Origin of the sequence: Pseudomonas sp. IPO3778 (genome assembly GCF_013386825.1) — a bacterium.
In the GTDB taxonomy this organism is placed as follows: Bacteria; Pseudomonadota; Gammaproteobacteria; order Pseudomonadales; family Pseudomonadaceae; genus Aquipseudomonas.
In genome coordinates this window covers 58,099-77,085 of record NZ_JACARC010000041.1, presented here as the reverse complement: position 1 = coordinate 77,085, position 18,987 = coordinate 58,099, and the positions used below count along the sequence as shown (strand labels likewise).

The 18,987-nt window shown below is 51.6% G+C and carries 16 protein-coding genes and 4 pseudogenes; 17 read left to right on the top strand and 3 right to left on the bottom strand.

What is annotated here, in order from left to right; translation table 11 throughout:
* Both HX855_RS21795 and HX855_RS21790 read right to left on the bottom strand, forming a co-directional pair.
* The coding region (locus tag HX855_RS21795; RefSeq protein ID WP_256353008.1) for an immunity protein Tsi6 family protein at positions 1 to 120 on the bottom strand (120 nt) is incomplete at its 3' end.
* Positions 117 to 1,562: a polymorphic toxin type 46 domain-containing protein gene (locus HX855_RS21790; protein WP_177085911.1), complete on the bottom strand. Its 1,446-nt coding sequence runs from the start codon at positions 1,560 to 1,562 to the stop codon at positions 117 to 119. The genes HX855_RS21795 and HX855_RS21790, both read right to left, overlap by 4 nt.
* Positions 1,563 to 2,142: 580 nt before the next feature.
* Between HX855_RS21790 and tssI the strand changes: the two genes are divergently transcribed.
* The 15 genes and pseudogenes from tssI to HX855_RS33910 form a co-directional block, all read left to right on the top strand.
* Positions 2,143 to 3,975: a type VI secretion system tip protein TssI/VgrG gene (gene tssI / locus HX855_RS21785; protein WP_177085909.1), complete on the top strand. Its 1,833-nt coding sequence runs from the start codon at positions 2,143 to 2,145 to the stop codon at positions 3,973 to 3,975.
* Between the two features lie 27 nt (positions 3,976 to 4,002).
* Positions 4,003 to 4,596, top strand: coding sequence for a DcrB-related protein (locus tag HX855_RS21780; protein ID WP_177085907.1), 594 nt, complete (start codon positions 4,003 to 4,005; stop codon positions 4,594 to 4,596).
* On the top strand, positions 4,593 to 5,816 hold the full coding sequence (locus HX855_RS21775; RefSeq protein WP_177085905.1) for a PAAR domain-containing protein: 1,224 nt from the start codon (positions 4,593 to 4,595) through the stop codon (positions 5,814 to 5,816). Before HX855_RS21780 ends, HX855_RS21775 begins: the two co-directional genes overlap by 4 nt.
* A gap of 10 nt (positions 5,817 to 5,826) precedes the next feature.
* A complete protein-coding gene (locus HX855_RS21770) occupies positions 5,827 to 6,549 on the top strand; it encodes a hypothetical protein (protein WP_177085903.1) in 723 nt (240 codons plus the stop codon).
* Positions 6,550 to 6,780: 231 nt separating this feature from the next.
* Positions 6,781 to 9,009: pseudogene (locus tag HX855_RS21765) on the top strand (RHS repeat-associated core domain-containing protein); the annotation flags it as partial.
* A gap of 383 nt (positions 9,010 to 9,392) precedes the next feature.
* On the top strand, positions 9,393 to 9,857 hold the full coding sequence (locus HX855_RS21760; RefSeq protein WP_177085901.1) for an Imm26 family immunity protein: 465 nt from the start codon (positions 9,393 to 9,395) through the stop codon (positions 9,855 to 9,857).
* Between the two features lie 327 nt (positions 9,858 to 10,184).
* Positions 10,185 to 11,574: pseudogene (locus HX855_RS21755) on the top strand (RHS repeat-associated core domain-containing protein); the annotation flags it as partial.
* Between the two features lie 3 nt (positions 11,575 to 11,577).
* Positions 11,578 to 12,117 (top strand): imm11 family protein, encoded by a 540-nt coding sequence (locus tag HX855_RS21745; RefSeq protein WP_177085897.1) that lies wholly within the window; start codon positions 11,578 to 11,580, stop codon positions 12,115 to 12,117.
* 332 nt (positions 12,118 to 12,449) lie between these two features.
* Positions 12,450 to 12,779, top strand: a complete 330-nt coding sequence (locus tag HX855_RS21740; protein WP_177085895.1) for a hypothetical protein — start codon at positions 12,450 to 12,452, stop codon at positions 12,777 to 12,779.
* Between the two features lie 248 nt (positions 12,780 to 13,027).
* Positions 13,028 to 13,648, top strand: a pseudogene (locus HX855_RS21735) (RHS repeat domain-containing protein); the annotation flags it as partial.
* Positions 13,649 to 13,967: 319 nt separating this feature from the next.
* Positions 13,968 to 14,432, top strand: coding sequence for a hypothetical protein (locus HX855_RS21730; protein WP_177085893.1), 465 nt, complete (start codon positions 13,968 to 13,970; stop codon positions 14,430 to 14,432).
* Between the two features lie 314 nt (positions 14,433 to 14,746).
* Positions 14,747 to 15,037: a hypothetical protein gene (locus HX855_RS33440; RefSeq protein WP_256353001.1), complete on the top strand. Its 291-nt coding sequence runs from the start codon at positions 14,747 to 14,749 to the stop codon at positions 15,035 to 15,037.
* Positions 15,015 to 15,338, top strand: a complete 324-nt coding sequence (locus HX855_RS21720; RefSeq protein WP_177085891.1) for a hypothetical protein — start codon at positions 15,015 to 15,017, stop codon at positions 15,336 to 15,338. The genes HX855_RS33440 and HX855_RS21720 overlap by 23 nt, the downstream gene beginning before the upstream one ends.
* A gap of 580 nt (positions 15,339 to 15,918) precedes the next feature.
* On the top strand, positions 15,919 to 16,233 hold the full coding sequence (locus tag HX855_RS21715; RefSeq protein ID WP_177085889.1) for a hypothetical protein: 315 nt from the start codon (positions 15,919 to 15,921) through the stop codon (positions 16,231 to 16,233).
* A 190-nt stretch (positions 16,234 to 16,423) separates the two neighbouring features.
* Positions 16,424 to 16,543, top strand: a pseudogene (locus HX855_RS33910) (RHS repeat protein); the annotation flags it as partial.
* A 73-nt stretch (positions 16,544 to 16,616) separates the two neighbouring features.
* On the opposite strand, the gene gcvA reads toward HX855_RS33910, so the two are convergent.
* A complete protein-coding gene (gcvA, locus tag HX855_RS21710) occupies positions 16,617 to 17,546 on the bottom strand; it encodes a transcriptional regulator GcvA (RefSeq protein ID WP_177085887.1) in 930 nt (309 codons plus the stop codon).
* Positions 17,547 to 17,743: 197 nt separating this feature from the next.
* On the opposite strand from gcvA, the gene HX855_RS21705 reads away from it, so the two are divergent.
* Positions 17,744 to 18,517 carry an SDR family NAD(P)-dependent oxidoreductase gene (locus HX855_RS21705; RefSeq protein WP_177085885.1) on the top strand — a complete coding sequence of 258 codons (774 nt, stop codon included), beginning with the start codon at positions 17,744 to 17,746 and terminating at the stop codon, positions 18,515 to 18,517.
* Between the two features lie 59 nt (positions 18,518 to 18,576).
* The gene (locus HX855_RS21700) at positions 18,577 to 18,918 is read left to right on the top strand and encodes a carboxymuconolactone decarboxylase family protein (RefSeq protein WP_218175837.1); all 342 of its coding nucleotides are present in this window, start codon (positions 18,577 to 18,579) and stop codon (positions 18,916 to 18,918) included.
* Positions 18,919 to 18,987: the final 69 nt, after the last annotated feature.

Here is an 18,987-nt window from a genome sequence, read left to right as displayed (position 1 = left end):
CACATAGTCCAGTTGTTTGAGCAGCAGGTCGTAGACCGGAAATTGTGGGCATGCGTTACGACGGTTCGCCGTCAGCTCAATGGCTTTTTGAACATAAGCGAGGGGAGTTGCTAATTTCATGGGTTACCCGGAGTGATGAGCTTGAAAAGTTCTCGCTGTCCAGAGGTCATTTGTCGGGCTCCGCCAATCGCATCAAACGGTTGTGAGGGGACAGACCAGTTGTCGAGCACGGGGGCAGACGTGCTTCGTAGCAGCGTGACTTTTTCGGTGGTTTGATAAACGTTGACAATTTTCGGCACGACAGTTTCGGTTTTATAGATCTGACCCAGAGGGTTGATACCCAGTTGGGAAGGAACGATATCGGGGGTTGGAGAATACCACATGCCCTGTCTGCCTCCTGGCACCTGGAATTGCCAGAGTTTCTTGCCGCTGTTGATTGTCTCGACGCTGACAGGCTTCGTGAAGTCCAGTCCGTTCATGTAGCCCTCGTAGTCCGCTGGTTTGTATCCTTGGGACTTGAAGAAATTGGCGGCTGTTTCCTGGTTACCGCGAATATTGATGTCCTGGACGAGATCGCCTGTTCGCCCGAACTTCTTGTTCAAATAATCCCGGCGTGACGCTAGGTCGGTCACAGGCTCTGCGGCCGGTTTGGCAGCGGGTTGGTCGCGGAGCGGCGCGGGTTCTGGTTCTGCACGTTTCAGCGGTGCGGGATCCTTCACCTGCAATTCCGGCTGCGCCAGAATCTTCTGCTCATTCCTGGCCAGCCAGGTGGCAAACTGCTTGTTCGAAATCTCTGCCTGCAACTTGGCACTGCGCGCCGCAATGCTGTCCATGCTCCCCATCACGCCGGACTTGATTTGCCCTCGGGTCAGGTACGTCACAATCGCCGTCAGCAGCAGCAACACCAATTGCTCCTGCCCGCGTGCCAGTTGCCGCGCGGCACGTTCGGTGCGCTCCTGCACTTGAGCTGCGGAGCCGCCTGACGGGTCGAGCCCGACCGGTTTGACGCCGTCCTCTGCGTGCCACGCGGTGGCAAGGCCTTCCTGCAGTGTGGAGAGGCAGGCGGGCAAGCCCTGATAGAAATACTCAGCGATGGCCGACAAGCCCAGCGCCATCAGGATCAAATTGCCGACCTGCAAACCAATACCTGCCCCGGCAACCGCGCCCGGGGCGGCGCCGACACCAAACGCAAACGCTCCCGCGGCGCCACCGGCGATGGTGCCGACGGCCACGCTGGCGCCGAGGATCATCGACACTTCCTTGACCAGTTGCAGCAGCACAGGAAGGATCTGCTCAATCTCGATCGAGGCCCACTTGCGCTTCAGGTCTGACTGGATAATCGGGTACGACAACGCCATGGCCTGGCGGACGTTATCAATCCGCTGGCCACCCATGTAGCCATAGGCCTGGGTTGCACCGTCACCGACACGCCGCGTGAAGCCGTTCCAGCTGTCGTTGGCGCTCTGCAAGCCCTCATTGACACTCTGATTCAGCGCACCGAATTTCTGATCGAGGTTTCGCTCGATGTCGTCCCAGCTGGGGATATTGGCTAAAAGATCCATTTACACGTCACTGTCCTTGTATGGAATGCAAGTGCCGAAAAAGTCTCTTTCGAAGCAGTGGCTTCCGGGTTAGCGCATCCGAATAATAGATGGCCATTGGCCGCAATTTCTGACATCAGTATGCGAGTTAAATTTCAGCACGCGGGCATTTTTCTTACCGGCGTGTATTTCGGCAATGATGGCAAAAAGATGTCGGCCTCAATTTGTCAGTCCTTGAAACAGCGCTGCGACTTGATACTGCGCAGGTTTTCGAGCAATCCGTCCCTCGCGACCGAGGGCTCAATTATTTTTAAACAGTGAACCGCCCCACGTTACGCATCGCAAAAAAAACGCCTTGGGTTGACACGACGTTACCCCTCGGTGTCTCCTTTCCCGCATTCAGAAGTTCGGCACTTTCGTCTCGCGTTGTTGTCCGACCGTCCAGAGTGATAGCACTTTGGCTATCTATCCAATGATGGCCATTTCGCTTTTTTCACCCCACGTTGGGGCTACGCCTGGGCGTAAACCCTGTTGTCCGTTCGTAACTTGCAGTTGCCAAGCGTCGGCAGTAGCGCACTTCCGTGCTTTCAAGGAGATACACATGTTGATGGACCTTGCCGCGTTGCTCTCGACTCAGAACCGGCGCCTGTTCAAATTCAAGAACCTGGCCAATCCTGAGCAGGAATTGCTGCTTGAGTCCTTCAAGGGTGTTGAAGGGCTGTCACGCGCTTACAATTTCGAACTGCTGCTGGTGTGCCAGGACTCCGGAGTTGAACTCAAGTCCATGATGGGCCAGCACGTGGTCATCGAGATCGAACTGGCCGAGGGCTCGCCGCGTTACATCGCCGGCTACCTCACGCGATTTGCCAGCATCGGCAGTGATGGTGGGATGGCGCGTTATACGGCAACGATGAACCCGTGGTTCTCGATGCTCAAGAACCGCTTTGACACGCGGGTATTCCAAGGCAATACCGTCGAAGAAGTCGTCACCCAGGTGTTTGCGCTGTGTACGGCGTTTTCCCGCCATGAGTTCCGCCTGACCCGCCCGCAAAAGCGCTACACCTACATCACCCAATACCGTGAAAGCGACTTCAACTTCGTCCAGCGCCTGTTGGAAGAAGAGGGGATGTTCTACTACTTCGAGCACACCGCCGAAACCCACACCATGATCATCTGCGACGACTCCACCACACTGGTGCCGTTGCCGGAACAACCGCAGATTCGCTTCCACACCGCCTCTGTCACCGAGACGGCCGACTCCATCACCCAGTGGAGCGGAAACCGCCAATTGCAGTCCGGCAAGATTGCCGTCCAGACCTTCGACTACCGCCAGCCCGGCAACCGCCTGCCGGTGGCGATGAAGAGCCTGAACAAACAAGGCGACGTGGATGATTTCGAGATCTACGACTTCCCTGGCCAGTACACCCACGGCACTTACGACGAAGGCGAAGCGCTGGTGCGCTTGCGTGTCGAAGCACTGGAGCTCAAGGGCAAAAGCTTCCAGGGCGCGAGCAACTGCCGGGCGATGAAACCGGGCTACACCTTCGAACTGGTGCAGCATTACGACCACGACCAGGGCTCGCCCGACGACCGCCAGTTCCTGTTGATGAGCGTCGAAAGCGAAGGCCACAACAACTACCTCAACGGGCACCAGGCCAGCTACTACAACACCTTCGCCTGCGTGCGCAAAAAGATCGTGTTCCGCCCCCAACTCACCACGCCACGCCCGACTATTTCCGGCCCACAGACAGCGATCATCGTAGGGCCTGCCGGTGAGGAAATCTTCACCGACGAACTGGGCCGGGTAAAAGTGCAGTTCCACTGGGACAGAAAGGGCGAACACAACGACAAAAGCTCCTGCTGGGTCCGCGTCGCCCAAACCGGCGCCAGCGGCGGTTTCGGCAGCATCCAGATCCCGCGAGTCGGCGATGAAGTGGTGATCGTGTTCCTCGACGGTAACCCTGATCGGCCGCTGGTCATGGGCAGCCTGTACAACAGCCAGAACACTCCGCCATGGTCGTTGCCGGCGAACAAGACGCAAAGTGGGTTTTTGACCCGTTCGGTAAAAGGGAAGGGCGCCAATGCCAACTTCTTCCGCTTTGAAGATAAGACCGGTGCCGAGCAAGTCAGCCTTCACGCCGAGCGTAATCTGGACACCGAAATTGAGGCTGACGAAAGCCACACGGTCGGTGGCAATCGCGAAATCAAAGTCGACGGGAAACACACCGAGACGATCAAGCTTGAAACCAGTATCGCGGTTAAAGAAGGGTCCTATTACGTGACCGTTGACAGCGGCGAAGTGAAGATCAGTGCAGCGACATCAATCACGCTTGAAGTGGGTGCCAGCAAATTGGTCATGAAATCGGATGGCACGATTACGTTATCTGGCGTGAACATCGATGTTGTTGGCAGCACAAAAATCAACCTTAACTAATCAATCCGACGGACAAGGAATTTCCGTATGCGCCGCAATATTTACGATCGTCTTTCTGAGCAGCGTATTCGAGAGCAAGAGCAGGCACGTGCGGAGCAGGAGATTGCTGACGCGGTACCACCGCCGCCTGATCGCTTTCATACCAATGAGTTGAGTTTTGTACGAACGCCCACTCTTAAAGACAAAACCTTCCATGTTTTTACCCTAACGGACATCGGTCCAAGTCCTTTTTCCTTGGTGGTCGGTCGCTCGCAAGTTGAGGCAGGTGCCGATCTGGAAACCATGGCTCAGCAATTACTGGGTGAGTTGAAAAAAACCTTGTCACATGTTGAATGGATCGAACCGGTCACGCCTGCCAGGGTCGCTGGCGTGGAGGCACGGCGTGTCGAATTCCGCTGGCGGCAACAGGGGCAGCCGGTGCATCAACTGCAATTGATTTTTCTGCATCACGATGAGCATCAACAGCCATTGCTCATGCAAATAACGGGCACCAGCAACAACCCGAAAGGCATGACTTCTGAAGAGCGCCGTCAGTTTGACGCATTGGTTGAGACGCTTGAGCTGCGCTATCCACCTGAAAGTGACAAGGAGGAGATCGTCGACGAGGTTCTGCCTTCATGAGCGAAGCCGCCGCTCGCCTGGATGACCCGATTGAGCATTCGAGAGCCTTAGGTGGGCTCTTGGCCGGGCTTGCGATTGGCGCGGGTGCCGTGTTGGTGGGTATTGCCTTCGTCGCTACGGGCGGCCTGGGTGCCGTTGCACTGTGCGCGATGGTGGGGGCGGGGGCCGCGACGGGAGCAGGCATAGGCCAATTGCTCGGTAGCCTTTCATTTGCCTGTCACGGGGCAGGCCAGATCAAGACGGGCTCAGGAAATGTCTTTACCAATGGTAAAGCTGCAGCTCGAGCTCACGTAGATACCGCTGTGTGCGACCAGCATGGTCCCGCGCCTCAAATCGTGGCGCAAGGCAGCGACTCGGTTTACATCAATGGCCAGCCCGCCGCGCGTGTTGGGGATAGAACCGTTTGCGACGGGAAAATCAGTTCGGGCTCCGCCAACGTATTTATCGGGGGTGGGACGGAGACGACGGATGTTATAAGCCCTGAAGTGCCCGGCTGGCTGGAGCGCGCCGTAATGGTGGTGGGCCTGGGTAGTGCCTTTGTACTGGCCAGCCCAGTGATTGTAATTGCCGGGCTTGTGGGCGGTATCGCGGGTGGCCTTGGAGGTAACTGGGCTGGCGGGAAGCTGTTTGGTGAAGGCTCCGATGGCCAGAAGTTGATGGCCTTTGGCGGCGCGCTGCTGGGTGGCGGACTGGGTGCGAAGGGCGGGAAATGGTTTGATGCGCGGTATGAGATTAAGGTGCAGGGACTTGGGTCGAATCTTGGGAATGTGAAGATTGTTCCAAAAAATACTCCAGTATCGGAACCTTTGCCTCCAACCCCGCCAAGACGTGGCCCTGACGGTCGGTTTCTCAAAAGCTCTGAAGACCCTGTTCAGTTTAATCGAAAGTCTCAATATCCAAGTGGCTACCGTGCTGGTGTTAAGGATAAAGTTTTAGATGCACGTACTATTCAAGATGGGCCTGATGCGGGTAAAGTTCTCACTGCTGACTTAGATGTTGTCCCAAGAACGGATTCACGAATAACAATTGAGCATAATAAACCGGTTGTTGAACATTGGAATGAGCAGGGCTATAATTCTTCACGGTCTGCGCGAAATGATTTTTACAATAATACAGACAATATGAGCATTCGTCTTCGTTCCGCAAATAGTTCGGATGGGGGGAAGATGGCTGCAGATGGTGTTAGATACAGGCAGGACGTGGGTCCTGACTTTGACTGAGAGATTTATTATGTTTTCTAAGCAGGATTTATTAAAGTCTTTTGCGGTAGTTGATGAAGATCGTTCTGGACACTATTTTTTTCAACATAATCTACCAAAGACTACATACCGATATTGCCTAAAAAGCTCTGCCAGTCAGGATGTTTTAATTGTTTCCGAAGATGTAGATGATCGTCAGTTTTCAATTGCTGTTCTAGACCAGTCACCAGGCGGACTGTCTAAGGACAAGCCTACTTTGTACGAAATTTCAGAAAATGAATATGGTTTTACTCATGCTCTCGCAGTACCTAATAACTATCATGGTAGTTTAAAAGGAAACTTAGAGTACAAACGGGATAATTTGTTTCTTTGCGTCCCGATTTTCAGATGTGAGTTTTCTGGGGAGGAAACTGAGGAGCAGTTCAAGGATATGGCTCAGCGTATGCTGCCAATTTTTAAATGGAAGAGGGATGTATTTCCAAAATTAAGAGTGTACTTTGATAATCCGAGCACGGGGGCAGGAACTTACGAGGCTGGTGCACTATTAAAATTCACAACACTGGTTGGTGAGATTGAGAATTTGAATGGCGTTATAAGTGGATTTATTGAGATAACAAACTATAAAGGTGATGTGGTTGAGGTTTTATCGGCGACAAAAGATGAATTTAAATTAATACGAAATCGTTCTAATGAGGAGGTTATGGTGTTCCGTGATGTTGTGGAAAAGATTTTTGAGTTTTCTCAAGGTAAATGATTTTTTATGTAAGATTCTTATAGTGCTTTTGACATATTATAAAAGTGTTACTCCGCTGGAGATGGGCAGTACATCCGCGGCACTTACGACGAAGGCGAAGCGTTGGTGCGCTTGCGTGTCGAAGTACTGGAGCTCAAGGGCAAAAGCTTCTAGGGCGGGAGCTGGGGTCGAATCTTGGGAATGTGAAGATTGTTCCTACAGCCCCCAAAGCCACTTTCGGTAAAGCCACTTATGACCGGTGTTACCTTGGCCGATGGTCAGACGATTGCGCTCAAGTACGATGAATATTCGCGCCTCGTCGAAGAAACTGACCCACTCGGCCGGAAGATCCAATACAAGTATTTCGCACTCACCACACGGGTCACGCAAGTCACCTACCCTGATGGCAGCGTCTGGAAAGCCCGCTACGACGCCAAGGGCAACCTGCTCGCTGAAATCGATGCCCTGGGTTACTCCACCGAATACCTCAACAGCGAAGATGGCCTGCCGCACACCATCATTGATGCCACGCGCAAATCGAAATACCTGTGGTGGAACAACCTCGCGCAGGTCGAGCGTTTTCAGGATTGCTCCGGCAAAAGTACCTATTACCGTTATGACCAGCGTCAGCACCTGGTCGCCGTCACCGACGCGTTGAAACAGACCACGACGCTTGAGCGCAAACCCGACGGCGAAGTCCTGCGCATCGACCACCCCGACGGTACGGCTGAGTCGTTTACCTACAACGCCCTCGGCCAGGTCCTCACACACACCGATGGCAAAGGCCAGACCACCCGATTGCTGCGCACTGCACGTGGTTTGCCGAGTAGTCGCCAGGACGCCAAGGGCCAGCGCATTCGGTACGAGTACGACAAAGCCATTCGCCTGACCGCACTGGTCAACGAAAACAACGCCGCGTACCAGTTTGCCTACGACGCCTCGGATCGGCTGATCGAAGAAAAACGCATCGACAACCTGACACGCCGTTTCAGCTACAACATCGGCGGGCACCTGACGCGAGTCGATGAAACCGGTTATGGCGAGCGGGCTGAACGCCCGCAGCGCCACACTGAATTTGAACGCGACCCGATTGGTCGCCTGTTGGCCAAACTCAATGATGATGCACGTCAGGATTACGTCTACGACGAGGCCGACCGCCTATTGTCCATCGAGCGTTTTCCCACCGCCAACGGTAAGAAGCTCGGCGTTTCCGAAGAGAAACTCGAATTTGCCTACGACATCCTCGGCCGCCTGATCCAGGAGACGACACCGCAAGGTGCACTGGCCTACGAATACGATCCACTGGGCAACCTGACCACACTGACGTTGCCCACAGGCCAACACCTTAACCATCTGTATTACGGCAGCGGCCACCTGCACCAACTCAACCTCGACGGTCAGTTGATCAGCGACATGGAGCGTGATGACCTGCACCGCGAGGTCTATCGCACCCAGGGCACACTCACCAGTTGCTTCGGCTACGACGCCATGGGGCGCAAGGCGTGGCAGTTTGCTTCAACCTTGCCCGTCGAAAAACTCTCCGGTGTACACAACCCCGGCGTCAATACCAGCTTGCTGGTCGAACACGCCTACAACCCGATACACCGCCGCTACCAGTACGACCCCGCTGGCGAACTGATCCGCACACTCGACAAGTTGCGCGGCGAGATCAAGTACGAATATGAAGCCACCGGGCAATTGCACAGCCGCTATACCGGCAAGTTAGTTGATAGCGAAGAGTTTCGTTATGACGCTGCGGCGAATCGTTTGAACTTCAATACGAGCCAGTTTGATCAGGTTAAAGACAACCGCATCAAGAAGTGGCGTGATCAGGAATGTGCCTATGATACGTGGGGTAACCTGATCGAGAAACGCAGCGGCATGAGCAAGCTGCAGACGTTCAGCTATGACTGTGAGAACCGGTTGGTTCGGGCTGAGACGCTGGTTAATAGCAAGACCGAAAGTGTCGGTACCTATCGCTATGACAGCCTGGGAAGACGTGTTGCCAAGACGTCGATAATCGACGGAAAAACCGAGCATAAGAATTTCCTGTGGCAAGGTCTGCGGATGCTGCGCGAAGAGGCGCCGGGGCAGAGTAGTCTGTATGTCTATGAGCCGGGTAGCTATGCGCCGCTGGCCCGTGTTGACCAGAGGGAAGGGGAGCAGCAGAAGCTCTACTACTTCCATACGGATCAAATTGGTACGCCGCTGGAGATGACGGACCAGGAAGGCCAGATCGTTTGGCAGGCGACTTACAAAGCCTGGGGTTCCATCGAAACACTGGCGGTGAATGAGGTAGAGCAGAACCTGAGGTTTCAGGGGCAGTATTTTGATGCTGAGACGGGGCTGCACTACAACACGTTTCGGTATTATGATCCGGAGGTGGGGCGGTTTATAACGCAGGATCCGATTGGGTTGTTGGGTGGGGGTAATCTTTACCGATATACACTCAACCCTATAAATTGGATTGATCCGCTTGGTTGGATTCACGAGCTAACGCCGGGTCAGAACGTATATGGATTGTTCGATAAGGGGGCAGAAAAGCCATACTATGTCGGCATTACCGATGATTTGTCCAGGCGGCGTGTCGAGCATATAGGCACCGGCAGACTCACGCCCGGTGCAAGGATGAAAGCGCTGGATACGGATGTAAACTATGGGCAGGCCCGAGGTTACGAGCAGGCATATATAGATGAGTATAAGACTAAGACTGGTGTCATTGGCGAAGATATATCTAGTACTAATCGTGGCAATAAAATTAATTCGTTTGATAGGAATAATACTACTCGGAGCGCAAGTAGGCAGGCTAACTTCGAAAGTAATTATAACTCTAAAAAGTCCTCTTTCAGTGCTGGGGGTTGTGGATGATTAATGTTAAGGCGTACAAATGGTCGGATAAGTCCCGGACCCTCCTGCGGAACGTGGTTTCGGGTGACATATTTTGTTTTGAGTTGGATGGTGCTTATCGTTTTGGAAGGATAATTTCCAGAAATAAACTTGGTCATGTTGCGGAGATTTTCGAACATATAGATTCTGTTCCGGATGTATCGGCTTTGACTTCTTTGAAAAGAGTTGGTCGGCCTGTTATATTGGATTCATACGGACTGTTTGACAGGAAAATTGAGGGCGACTGGAGAATCATAGGCCATCAAGAGGGCTACGCTCCATCTCAAGATGAAAACATATACTTTACGTTAGGAGTAAAAGGCTCTTGTAAAAAGGTAGATATCTTTGATAATGAGGAGCCTATTTCGGAGCAAGAGGCGAAGAAGCTGCCAGATTACTCTCCTTTGGGGGAGAGTGATATAGTTGAAGAGTTGCATCTGTAATATGATGCGTTAAAGCATGGTGGCGAAAATAGTGTATGTGAGGCTGGCTGATTGTATTAGATATTTCGCCTAAGTTTTAGTGGGTTGTGAAGTATTTAAATTCTTTAATAACACACATTGCAGAGTGGCTGCCAACCTTGTCTCAGCCGCCTGCCCCCTATTTTTTACCATCATCGACGCCAAATCCAAATACCTGTGCTGGAACACCATGGCCCAGATAGAGCGCTTTCAGGATTGCTCGGGCAATAGCACCTATTACCGTTATGACGAGCGTCAGCACCTGGTCGCCGTCACTGACGCGTTGAACCAGACCACGAAGCTTGAGGGCGCACCCAAGGCACACTTACCAGTTGCTTCGGTTATGACGCCATGGGGCGCAAGGCCTGGCAGTTTGCTTCAACCTTGCCCGTCGAAAAACTCTCCGGCGTGCACAGCCCCGGCGTCAATACCAGCTTGCTGGTCGAACACGCTTACAACCCGATTCACCGCCGCTACCAGTACGACCCCGCCGGCGAACTAGTCCGCACACTCGACAAATTGCGCGGCGAAATCAAATACGAATACGAAGCCAACGGCCAATTGCACAGCCGCGATACCGGCAAGCTGGTTGATAGCGAAGAGTTTCGTTATGACGCCGCCGCCAACCGCCTGAACTTCAATACGAGCCAGTTCGACCAGGTTAAAGACAACCGGATCAAGAAGTGGCGTGATCAGGAATGTGCCTATGATACGTGGGGTAACCTGATCGAGAAACGCAGCGGCATGAGCAAGCTGCAGACGTTCAGCTATGACTGTGAGAACCGGTTGGTTCGGGCTGAGACGCTGGTTAATAGCAAGACCGAAAGTGTCGGTACCTATCGCTATGACAGCCTGGGAAGACGTGTTGCCAAGACGTCGATAATCGACGGAAAAACCGAGCATAAGAATTTCCTGTGGCAAGGTCTGCGGATGCTGCGCGAAGAGGCGCCGGGGCAGAGTAGTCTGTATGTCTATGAGCCGGGTAGCTATGCGCCGCTTGCGCGTATTGACCAGAGGGAAGGGGAGCAGCAGAAGCTCTGTTACTTCCATACGGATCAAATTGGTACGCCGCTGGAGATGACGGACCAGGAAGGCCAGATCGTTTGGCAGGCGACGTACAAGGCTTGGGGCGCGCTTGAAACGCTGGCGGTGAATGAGGTTGAGCAGAACCGGAGGTTTCAGGGGCAGTATTTTGATGATGAGACAGGGCTGCACTACAACACGTTTCGGTATTATGATCCGGAGGTGGGGCGGTTTATCACGCAGGATCCGATTGGGTTGATATGCTCCTAGCGCTATCGGTTGGGTCGACCCATTAGGCCTCTGTTCAAAGGCTTTAAGCAGTAATATGACAAAAGCCGGAACCCCTCGCCCCGCAAATTCAGCCGCTCACCATATAGTCGGGGATACATCTAAACTCGCAGCCCCTGCAAGGAAGGTGCTAGCGAAACATAATATTGATGTGGATGATGCAGTTAATGGAGTTTTCTTACCCAATCGAAATAATATTGATCCAGCTCTTCCCGGTATATTGCACAACGGCAAGCATCCAAACTCATACTTTGAAAGTGTGAACGAGCTGATAGTAAGCGCCGACAAGGCTGGTGGGAAGCCGATGGTATTGAAGACTATTGATAAAATCCGGAATACATTGCTGGCCAGTCCCCGCGACGCCCTATGGTCCGGAATATTTAGGTGATATATGAAAATATATACTATAACTCAAGATGATAAATACAAAACTTTAGTTGATGATGAGAAAGTTGAAAGCTTGCAGGAATTTGCCACGAAACTTGCTTTTAGAGAGACTCACTTAAATTCTGAAAGCGACTTTTATTCTGTTACTTATAATTCTGATGATAAAAAAAAGAAAGCATTGTCAGATTTTTATACGTACTTTAGGCCCGTTCTGATTTTGTCGAAAACGGCCTATGATGAACTGGTTTTTTTACAAGGTCTTCCGCGCTTGAGAATATCTAGTCCTCGTGCTGACGATGTTGCAGTTTTCGTGTCAACAGTTTTGACAAAAGCCTTTGACTACGAAAAGTCCGATTACGATAAGGGGCCAAGTGGATATGTCGTTTACAGACCAGTTCTGAAACTTTCTCCGGATCGCACTGAAACTATATTTCGCATCGCTGAAAGCCCGCAGAGCTTGTTTGTTAGTCAGTTATTTAAAGATTCTGTTGAATCCAAAGGTCTCAAAGGACTGAAATTTCGGGAGGTGGAGTGTGGTATTTAAGGATGGAGGATTCTAGCCCTCACCTCAATATTGGTGGCGTTAAAGTGACCTAGGGTTCTTTCGTAATTTGGAAAGTGAAGATGTTGTAAATTTTTGCTTTAACCTCTTTGCCACTTTTTTAATTAGTGTGCCGTCTTAGAAATATGGTCTTCAATGCTCGTGAGACTATTGCCGCATTGGCTCGCTGTATTTTGTTCACAGATCCGAGAAAGCAAGGTCTTGATAGGAACGATTTTTCACCTGAATTATTCGTCAGAGAGCCTGGCACTAAGAAATTAATCGAAGTGACGGACGTGTCCACAGTAATTCGGGCAAAATGAAAGGGAATAATTATGAGTGACCTAGATTTCACGTTGTGCAATATCTCTATAATGATATCCAGAAATAAAAGCAAAGATTATGAGCAGCAGGTAATCTCCAGATATACTGTTCTAATGAGCTTTTTAAAAAAACACTCCCTGATTCTAAAAGAGCCATTTGATGAATCAGGACATCTTAAGGTGAATTTGATAGTTAAAAAATCAGATGTCACTGAAAAAGGACTTGAGCTATTTAGGAAGACAGTTCCAGCCTGGCATGCGTATGTAGATAAGGGCGGAAATGTAGAAAATATAACTAAGTTAGAGAGGGCGCTAGAAAAAATTGAGAATAGCTTACGGTAGATCGCTTTAATGTAGGACTTTGCGTGGAATATTTTCACTAGATTTAATTTTATGTTCCACTATTAACGACTGACGCATCGCTAATCTTTAATAGTTCGATGTGACTGCTGACTTCGTCTCAGTCACTTTCTTGGTGTCTTCGGCTATGAAAAAATGGGTCGAAAAAGTTAGCCGTTACCTCTACCCGCCGGCTGAAAAACTCTCCAGTGTTAAGAGTATCTGCGTCAATCCAGCTTGCCGAGACTTAGGGTAACCTGATCGAGAAACGCAGCGGCATGAGCAAGCTGCAGACGTTCAGCTATGACTGTGAGAACCGGCTGGTTCGGGCTGAGACGCTGGTTAACAGCAAGATCGAAAGTGTCGGTACCTATCGCTATGACAGCCTGGGAAGACGTGTTGCCAAGACGTCGATAATCGACGGGAAAACCGGGCATAAGAACTTCTTGTGGCAAGGTCTGCGGATGCTGCGCGAAGAGGCGCCGGGGCAGAGTAGTCTGTATGTCTATGCCGGGTAGCTATGCGCCGTTGGCCCGTGTTGACCAGAGGGAAGGGGAGGAGCAGAAGCTCTATTACTTCCATACGGATCAAATTGGTACGCCGCTGGAGATGACGGACCAGGAAGGCCAGATCGTTTGGCAGGCGACTTACAAAGCCTGGGGTTCCATCGAAGCAATGTCGGTGAATGAGGTTGAGCAGAACCTGAGGGTTCAGGGGCAGTATTTTGATGCTGAACAACACGTTTCGGTATTATGACCCGGAGGTTGGACGGCTCATAACGCAGGATCCGATTGGGTTGGATGGGGGGTATAAACCTATATCGTTATGTTCCGAACCCTACAGCATGGATCGATCCTTGGGGGGTTAGTGCTGGGGCACATCAAGAAAAAGTTATTGGAAAGCAGAGGCTAAAGCACCAACACAAGCATACTCGCCCGCTAATATTTCGCGCATGGCAGAGGGGAAGGCTCCTAAAATGACAGCTGAAGTTATTAATAGGAGAACAGGCCTTCCTGAAGTTAAAGAGATTTCTATGGAACTACATCATAGGGACATTCCTCAACACGTTGGTGGTGACGGTGTTCATCAGTACAGCAACCTTGATTCACTAACACCTTGGGAGCCTGAAGCTGTTGATGCATATAGGCATACAGGTTATGATTTTTCACAAATTATTAAAGACTTAGATATATGGCAAGCATTCCAGAGGTTAATAATTTTATTCAGAGTGAACCATATGAGAAGTTACTTGCATATGTTTCCAGTGATTTGAGCTTAAAGGTTAATCCCGAGCCAATTCCAGATGTTGTTTTAATGCATGATGTAAAAAAATTTGATGCGGCTGGTGTGTCTGTACAAGATCTCTTAGAAATTGCAAGTGAGGAAATGTATGTCTGCCAGTATGTGAGAAAAAAACTTACTGCTATCGCTGGCTCGGAGCAAGAGCAGGAAGGCAAGCATCAGGAGGATGAGGAGGACAAAATTCTTAAAGTTTTGCCATACTATAAGAACTTTCTCAATATTTACTTGTTAGAGCTTTACTTTCTCAGAGAGAAACCTCATGAGTTGGAAGGATATATTAAAGCGATAAGGATACCAAATGCAAAAAAATACGCATCTCAACTTAAGGCGGTATTTGGAGATTTATCACCGTAATGATGCAAAATCTAAAAGCTGCTGAGCCTTTTAAGTAGTGTATAACGCGACTATTATATGGCAATTGTTAGTTAAGAAAATTTGGCTTTGTTGATGTAGCATTGGTATATATGCTGCACAGGTTTGGAGGAGGTTTATAATGCAGGACCCGATTGGGTTGGGCGGGGGGACAACCTCTATCAATACACTGTTAACCCAATGCGCTGGGTAGACCCTTGGAGACTATCAGAACTACTTGGCCTTGTTACTAAAGCTCATGGCCTCCTTGACCCAACTGCCCATAAATTCAAAACAACTGCACTGGGGGGGGGGGAATGAGTGAAGATGGAAAATTATTTATCACCTCTAGTGATAAAACAGTACCTAAAATTCAAAGAGTGTGGGCACAGGGGAAAGGTATTTCAGTAGTAAATGGACAGGGGCATGCAGAAGAAACGATCATGAAAGCAGGCAAAGGCGCAACTAGTATTGACTCATCACGCGGTGCATGCCTCGACTGTGAACACTTGATGAAAGAGCACGGTGTAAAAATAGACACACGCACTACAGGTGAAAAAGTCGAAAGCTGCTTGGAGGAGCGACATGCAATATGGTTTGATTTTTGAGAGTGCAAAGGTTCGCCCAAGTTTTGAAATTCTGAGTCGTCAGCAAAAAGTATTTATAGTAGCTGCTTATCTTTATAGGCAGTTGCGGCTCATCAAATCCTTCGATCAGGTTTACTCTGAAAATTTGTCGGAGCTTTTCATCAGAGGACTGAAAGTCGCTGTCGAAAGCACCTCGGATCTTATAAGGTCTACTCAGGAGGAGGTTGAGGACAACATACCTGACACTGAAGATTTTTCTGCGCAAGAGGGAAGTTTTGCACAGAATTTAATGATTGCACTAAACTATCTATTATTATTTTAAGTGCATTCGGATTTTTCGAGTCTTCAGCGTTGTGTGGATATGTTTTTCCAAAATATGGATCTTATAAATTATGAGGTGGATGAGGATTATGATGAGAATCAGCTCGTACTAATTGAGGTTGAAGTGGCCTTTTCGATGGTGGACAAGGTTTCAGTAGCTATGCGAAATACGCCATTGAATATAGACAGCTTGAAGTTAATAGCACGACAGCATCTTGTATGAGTTTTAGCGCGACGACCTGAACTCTAAGGTCTACAGCGTTATCGGCCGAAAAACTCTCTGGCGTGCATAACGCCGACGTCAACACCAGCTTGCTGGTCGAACATGCCTACAACCCGCTCTGAACTAAAAGCCACGCTTCCATCTGAGGTTGTAGAGCATGTTCAACTTGGGCCGAAAGTTGGGTTTAGCGACAGAAGCCCGCCCAATCACTCTTGGCACCATAATGCGCAAAATCCTAAAGATATTGAATTAATACCTAGGTCGCAGCATCAAGCGCCTGGTGCTGTGTAAAATAGTCTCTACCCTAATCAACAGGGCGGTTTCAAAAAATTACAAAACTCATCATGTTAAGGTTAATATGAAAACATATAGCATCAGGGAAGTTTTGGAAAACATACGAATAATGCCAGATGCTTGGTTCTATTTGCCAAGCACGCCATGGACGTTAGATACAAGAGGCTCATTTTCATTAGATAGCCGCGAATTTCCTCCAGGCTCAACAGAATACTTACCCTCGCAAGTAATAAGTGACGACTGGAAAGAGGCACTGGATACTCCCATGATTGAAGATGTGATTTTAAACGCAAATCAGCAGTTGGCAACGGCAACAGTAGAGGACTATTTCGAAGCTTTTAAGTTTTACTACGAGAATGACGCATTCAAGGTTTTTTAAAGGTGGCGAATGTACGTTGTTTGCAACCAGCAATTGCAGGTTCTCGGTCGAATACCTCGACCGAGAACTTCCGACTTCCAGCAATAGCTGCCAAGCGCCAAGCCGCGCGGCTTAAGCGTCTGTGCGGCCTATTTCAGTTTTCTCAAAATAACCCACCAAACGCCGCTGGCTCGCAATTCATGATCACTAACTCTCCGGCGTGCACAACCCCGGCATCAACACCAGCCTGCTGGTCGAACACGCCTACAACCCGATTCACCGCCGCTACCAGTACGACCCCGCCGGCGAACTGGTCCGCAACGTGGAGCGCACAGTTGAACTGTTGAGCGCGCTTTTTGGAGAGAATTCACCTCGTTCCTGGATACCAGAACCGGCCCTGGGCCCTAAACCTTCCGATTTAGCGTCTGTGCCGCTTCTGCCAATAACCAGTCCCGGAACGTCGTCAACTTGGGCGAGCTGGCGTGCTCAGGCCGATAAACGATGTAGTAGGCCAGCTCCGATGCAAAACTGATATCCGGGAACACTCTCACCAGGCGTCCGCTTGCCAGGTCATCGTGCGCCATGACGCTACGGGCAAGCGCAACGCCGTGCCCCTCCACCGCAGCTTGCAACACGGCAGCGGAGTTGTTGATTTGCATGCCCCGCAGGGAGAGGGCGTCCTTCGCTCCGGCTTTTTGCATCCAGGTTTCCCAGCTCGGAAAACCGGTATGCCTATCCATCGACAGGTCGTGAATCAACGTCTCCTGTGCCAAGTCCCTGGGCTTTAGCAAACGTGAGTGCTCGCGCAGCAGTTGTGGCGAGCACACCGGATAGACCTCTTCGTCCATCAGCTTCTCGGCGGTCAGCCCTGGCCACCGACCTGTGCCATAACGCACGCCGATATCGATCCGCTGGGCAACGAAATCCACCGGTTTGAGGTTGGTATCCAGACGCACGTCTGTTTCGGGGCAGACCGCCTGGAAGCGGTCGATGCGAGGCAACAGCCATTTGGCGGCAAAGGCCGGGCTGACGGCCACGGTCAATACGCCGCTGATCGAACTTTCCCGCAGTCGCTCCATCCCCAGCGTCAGCCTGTCGAAACCAGCACGGATGTCGGGCAACGCGCGCTCGGCCGCCTCCGTGGGTACAAGCCTTGCCCGGCCGCTGTTGCCGCGCACAAACAGCGGGCTTCCCAGCCAGTCTTCCAGCGTACGTACCAGCTGACCGACCGCCGCGGGTGTGACGTTGAGTTCCGCCGCTGCCGCAGAAAAGCTCTGATGACGGGCGCTGGCCTCGAAGGCGCGCAGGGCGTTCAAGTGGACGGGTGATTTCATATCGATAAAGTTTTTCTTTCAGGGCCTGACACTTTATCTCGTTTGTCTGCGGTCGGGAAGAAGCGAAAAATCACCTCCATGCCAGCTGTTGATCGATTTGATGGGTGAGGGCATAGGCATGTGAATGCCGTTGGAAACCATAGTTTTTCTTCCATTAAAGTCCTGCCGGACGGCGGGCGCACAGAGAGGATTTCAAGATGAGCAATCAATTCAAGGGCAAGAAGCTGTTGGTCGTCGGTGGCACCAGCGGCATGGGCCTGCAGACGGCGCGCACTGTACTGGCCGAGGGCGGCAGCGTGGTCATCGTGGGCAACCGCCCGGAAAAAACCGAAGAAGCCCGCAAGGAACTGGCTGAACTGGGCCAGGTGTGGGCACTGACCGCCGACCTGTCCAGCGACGCCGCCGTCGCCGCGCTCCTCAAGACCCTGGATGAGCAGCACTCGGATATCGACCTGCTGGTCAACGCCGCTGGGGTGTTCTTCCCTAAGCCATTCCTGGAGCACTCGGAAGCCGACTACGCCCAGTACATGTCGCTGAACAAAGCGACCTTTTTCATCACGCAAAAGGTTGCCGCCAACCTGGTCGCCAAGAACCGCCCGGGCGCGATCGTGAATATCGGCTCGATGTGGGGCAAGCAGGCGATCGCGGCCACGCCGTCGTCGGCGTATTCGATGGCCAAGGCGGGCCTGCACTCGCTGACCCAACACCTGGCGATGGAACTGGCCAGCAACAACATTCGCGTCAACGCCGTGTCGCCTGCCGTGGTGCAGACCCCGATCTACGAAGGTTTTATCCCCAAGGCCGAAGTGCACAGTGCGCTGCAAGGCTTCAATAGCTTCCACCCGATTGGTCGTGTGGGCACGCCTCAGGACGTCGCCGAAGTGGTTGCCTTCCTCCTCTCGGACAAGGCGGGCTGGGTCACTGGCGCAGTCTGGGACGTCGATGGCGGTGTGATGGCCGGTCGTAACTGAGTGCTTTGCCAGGCGTGACCCCACACCTGGCGTCAATCTGTTTTTGGAGAAAGACCATGATGCAAGACTGGAATGGCTACCGCGACTCCCTCATGGAGCGCGTGGGCGACTACGCTAAACAAAGCCCCGACGTAATGCGTGGCCTGATGATGATCGACAACTCGGCGGTCAAGACGGGGCACCTGGAGCCGAAGATCCACGAGCTGATCGCATTGGCGGTGGCTGTGACCACGCGCTGCGACGGGTGTATTTCCGTTCACACCAAGAAGGCGGTGGAGCACGGTGCCACGCTTGAAGAAATCACCGAGGCCCTGGGGGTTGCGATTGCCCTGAACGCGGGTGCTGCACTGACGTACTCGGCACGCGTCGTCGAGGCCTATCAACAGCTGCCCACTCAGTAAGCCCTATCGATAAGGACCGGCCACCCATGGATGGGGTGGCCGGTGTCTTTGTCCCCGTTTGGATAACCC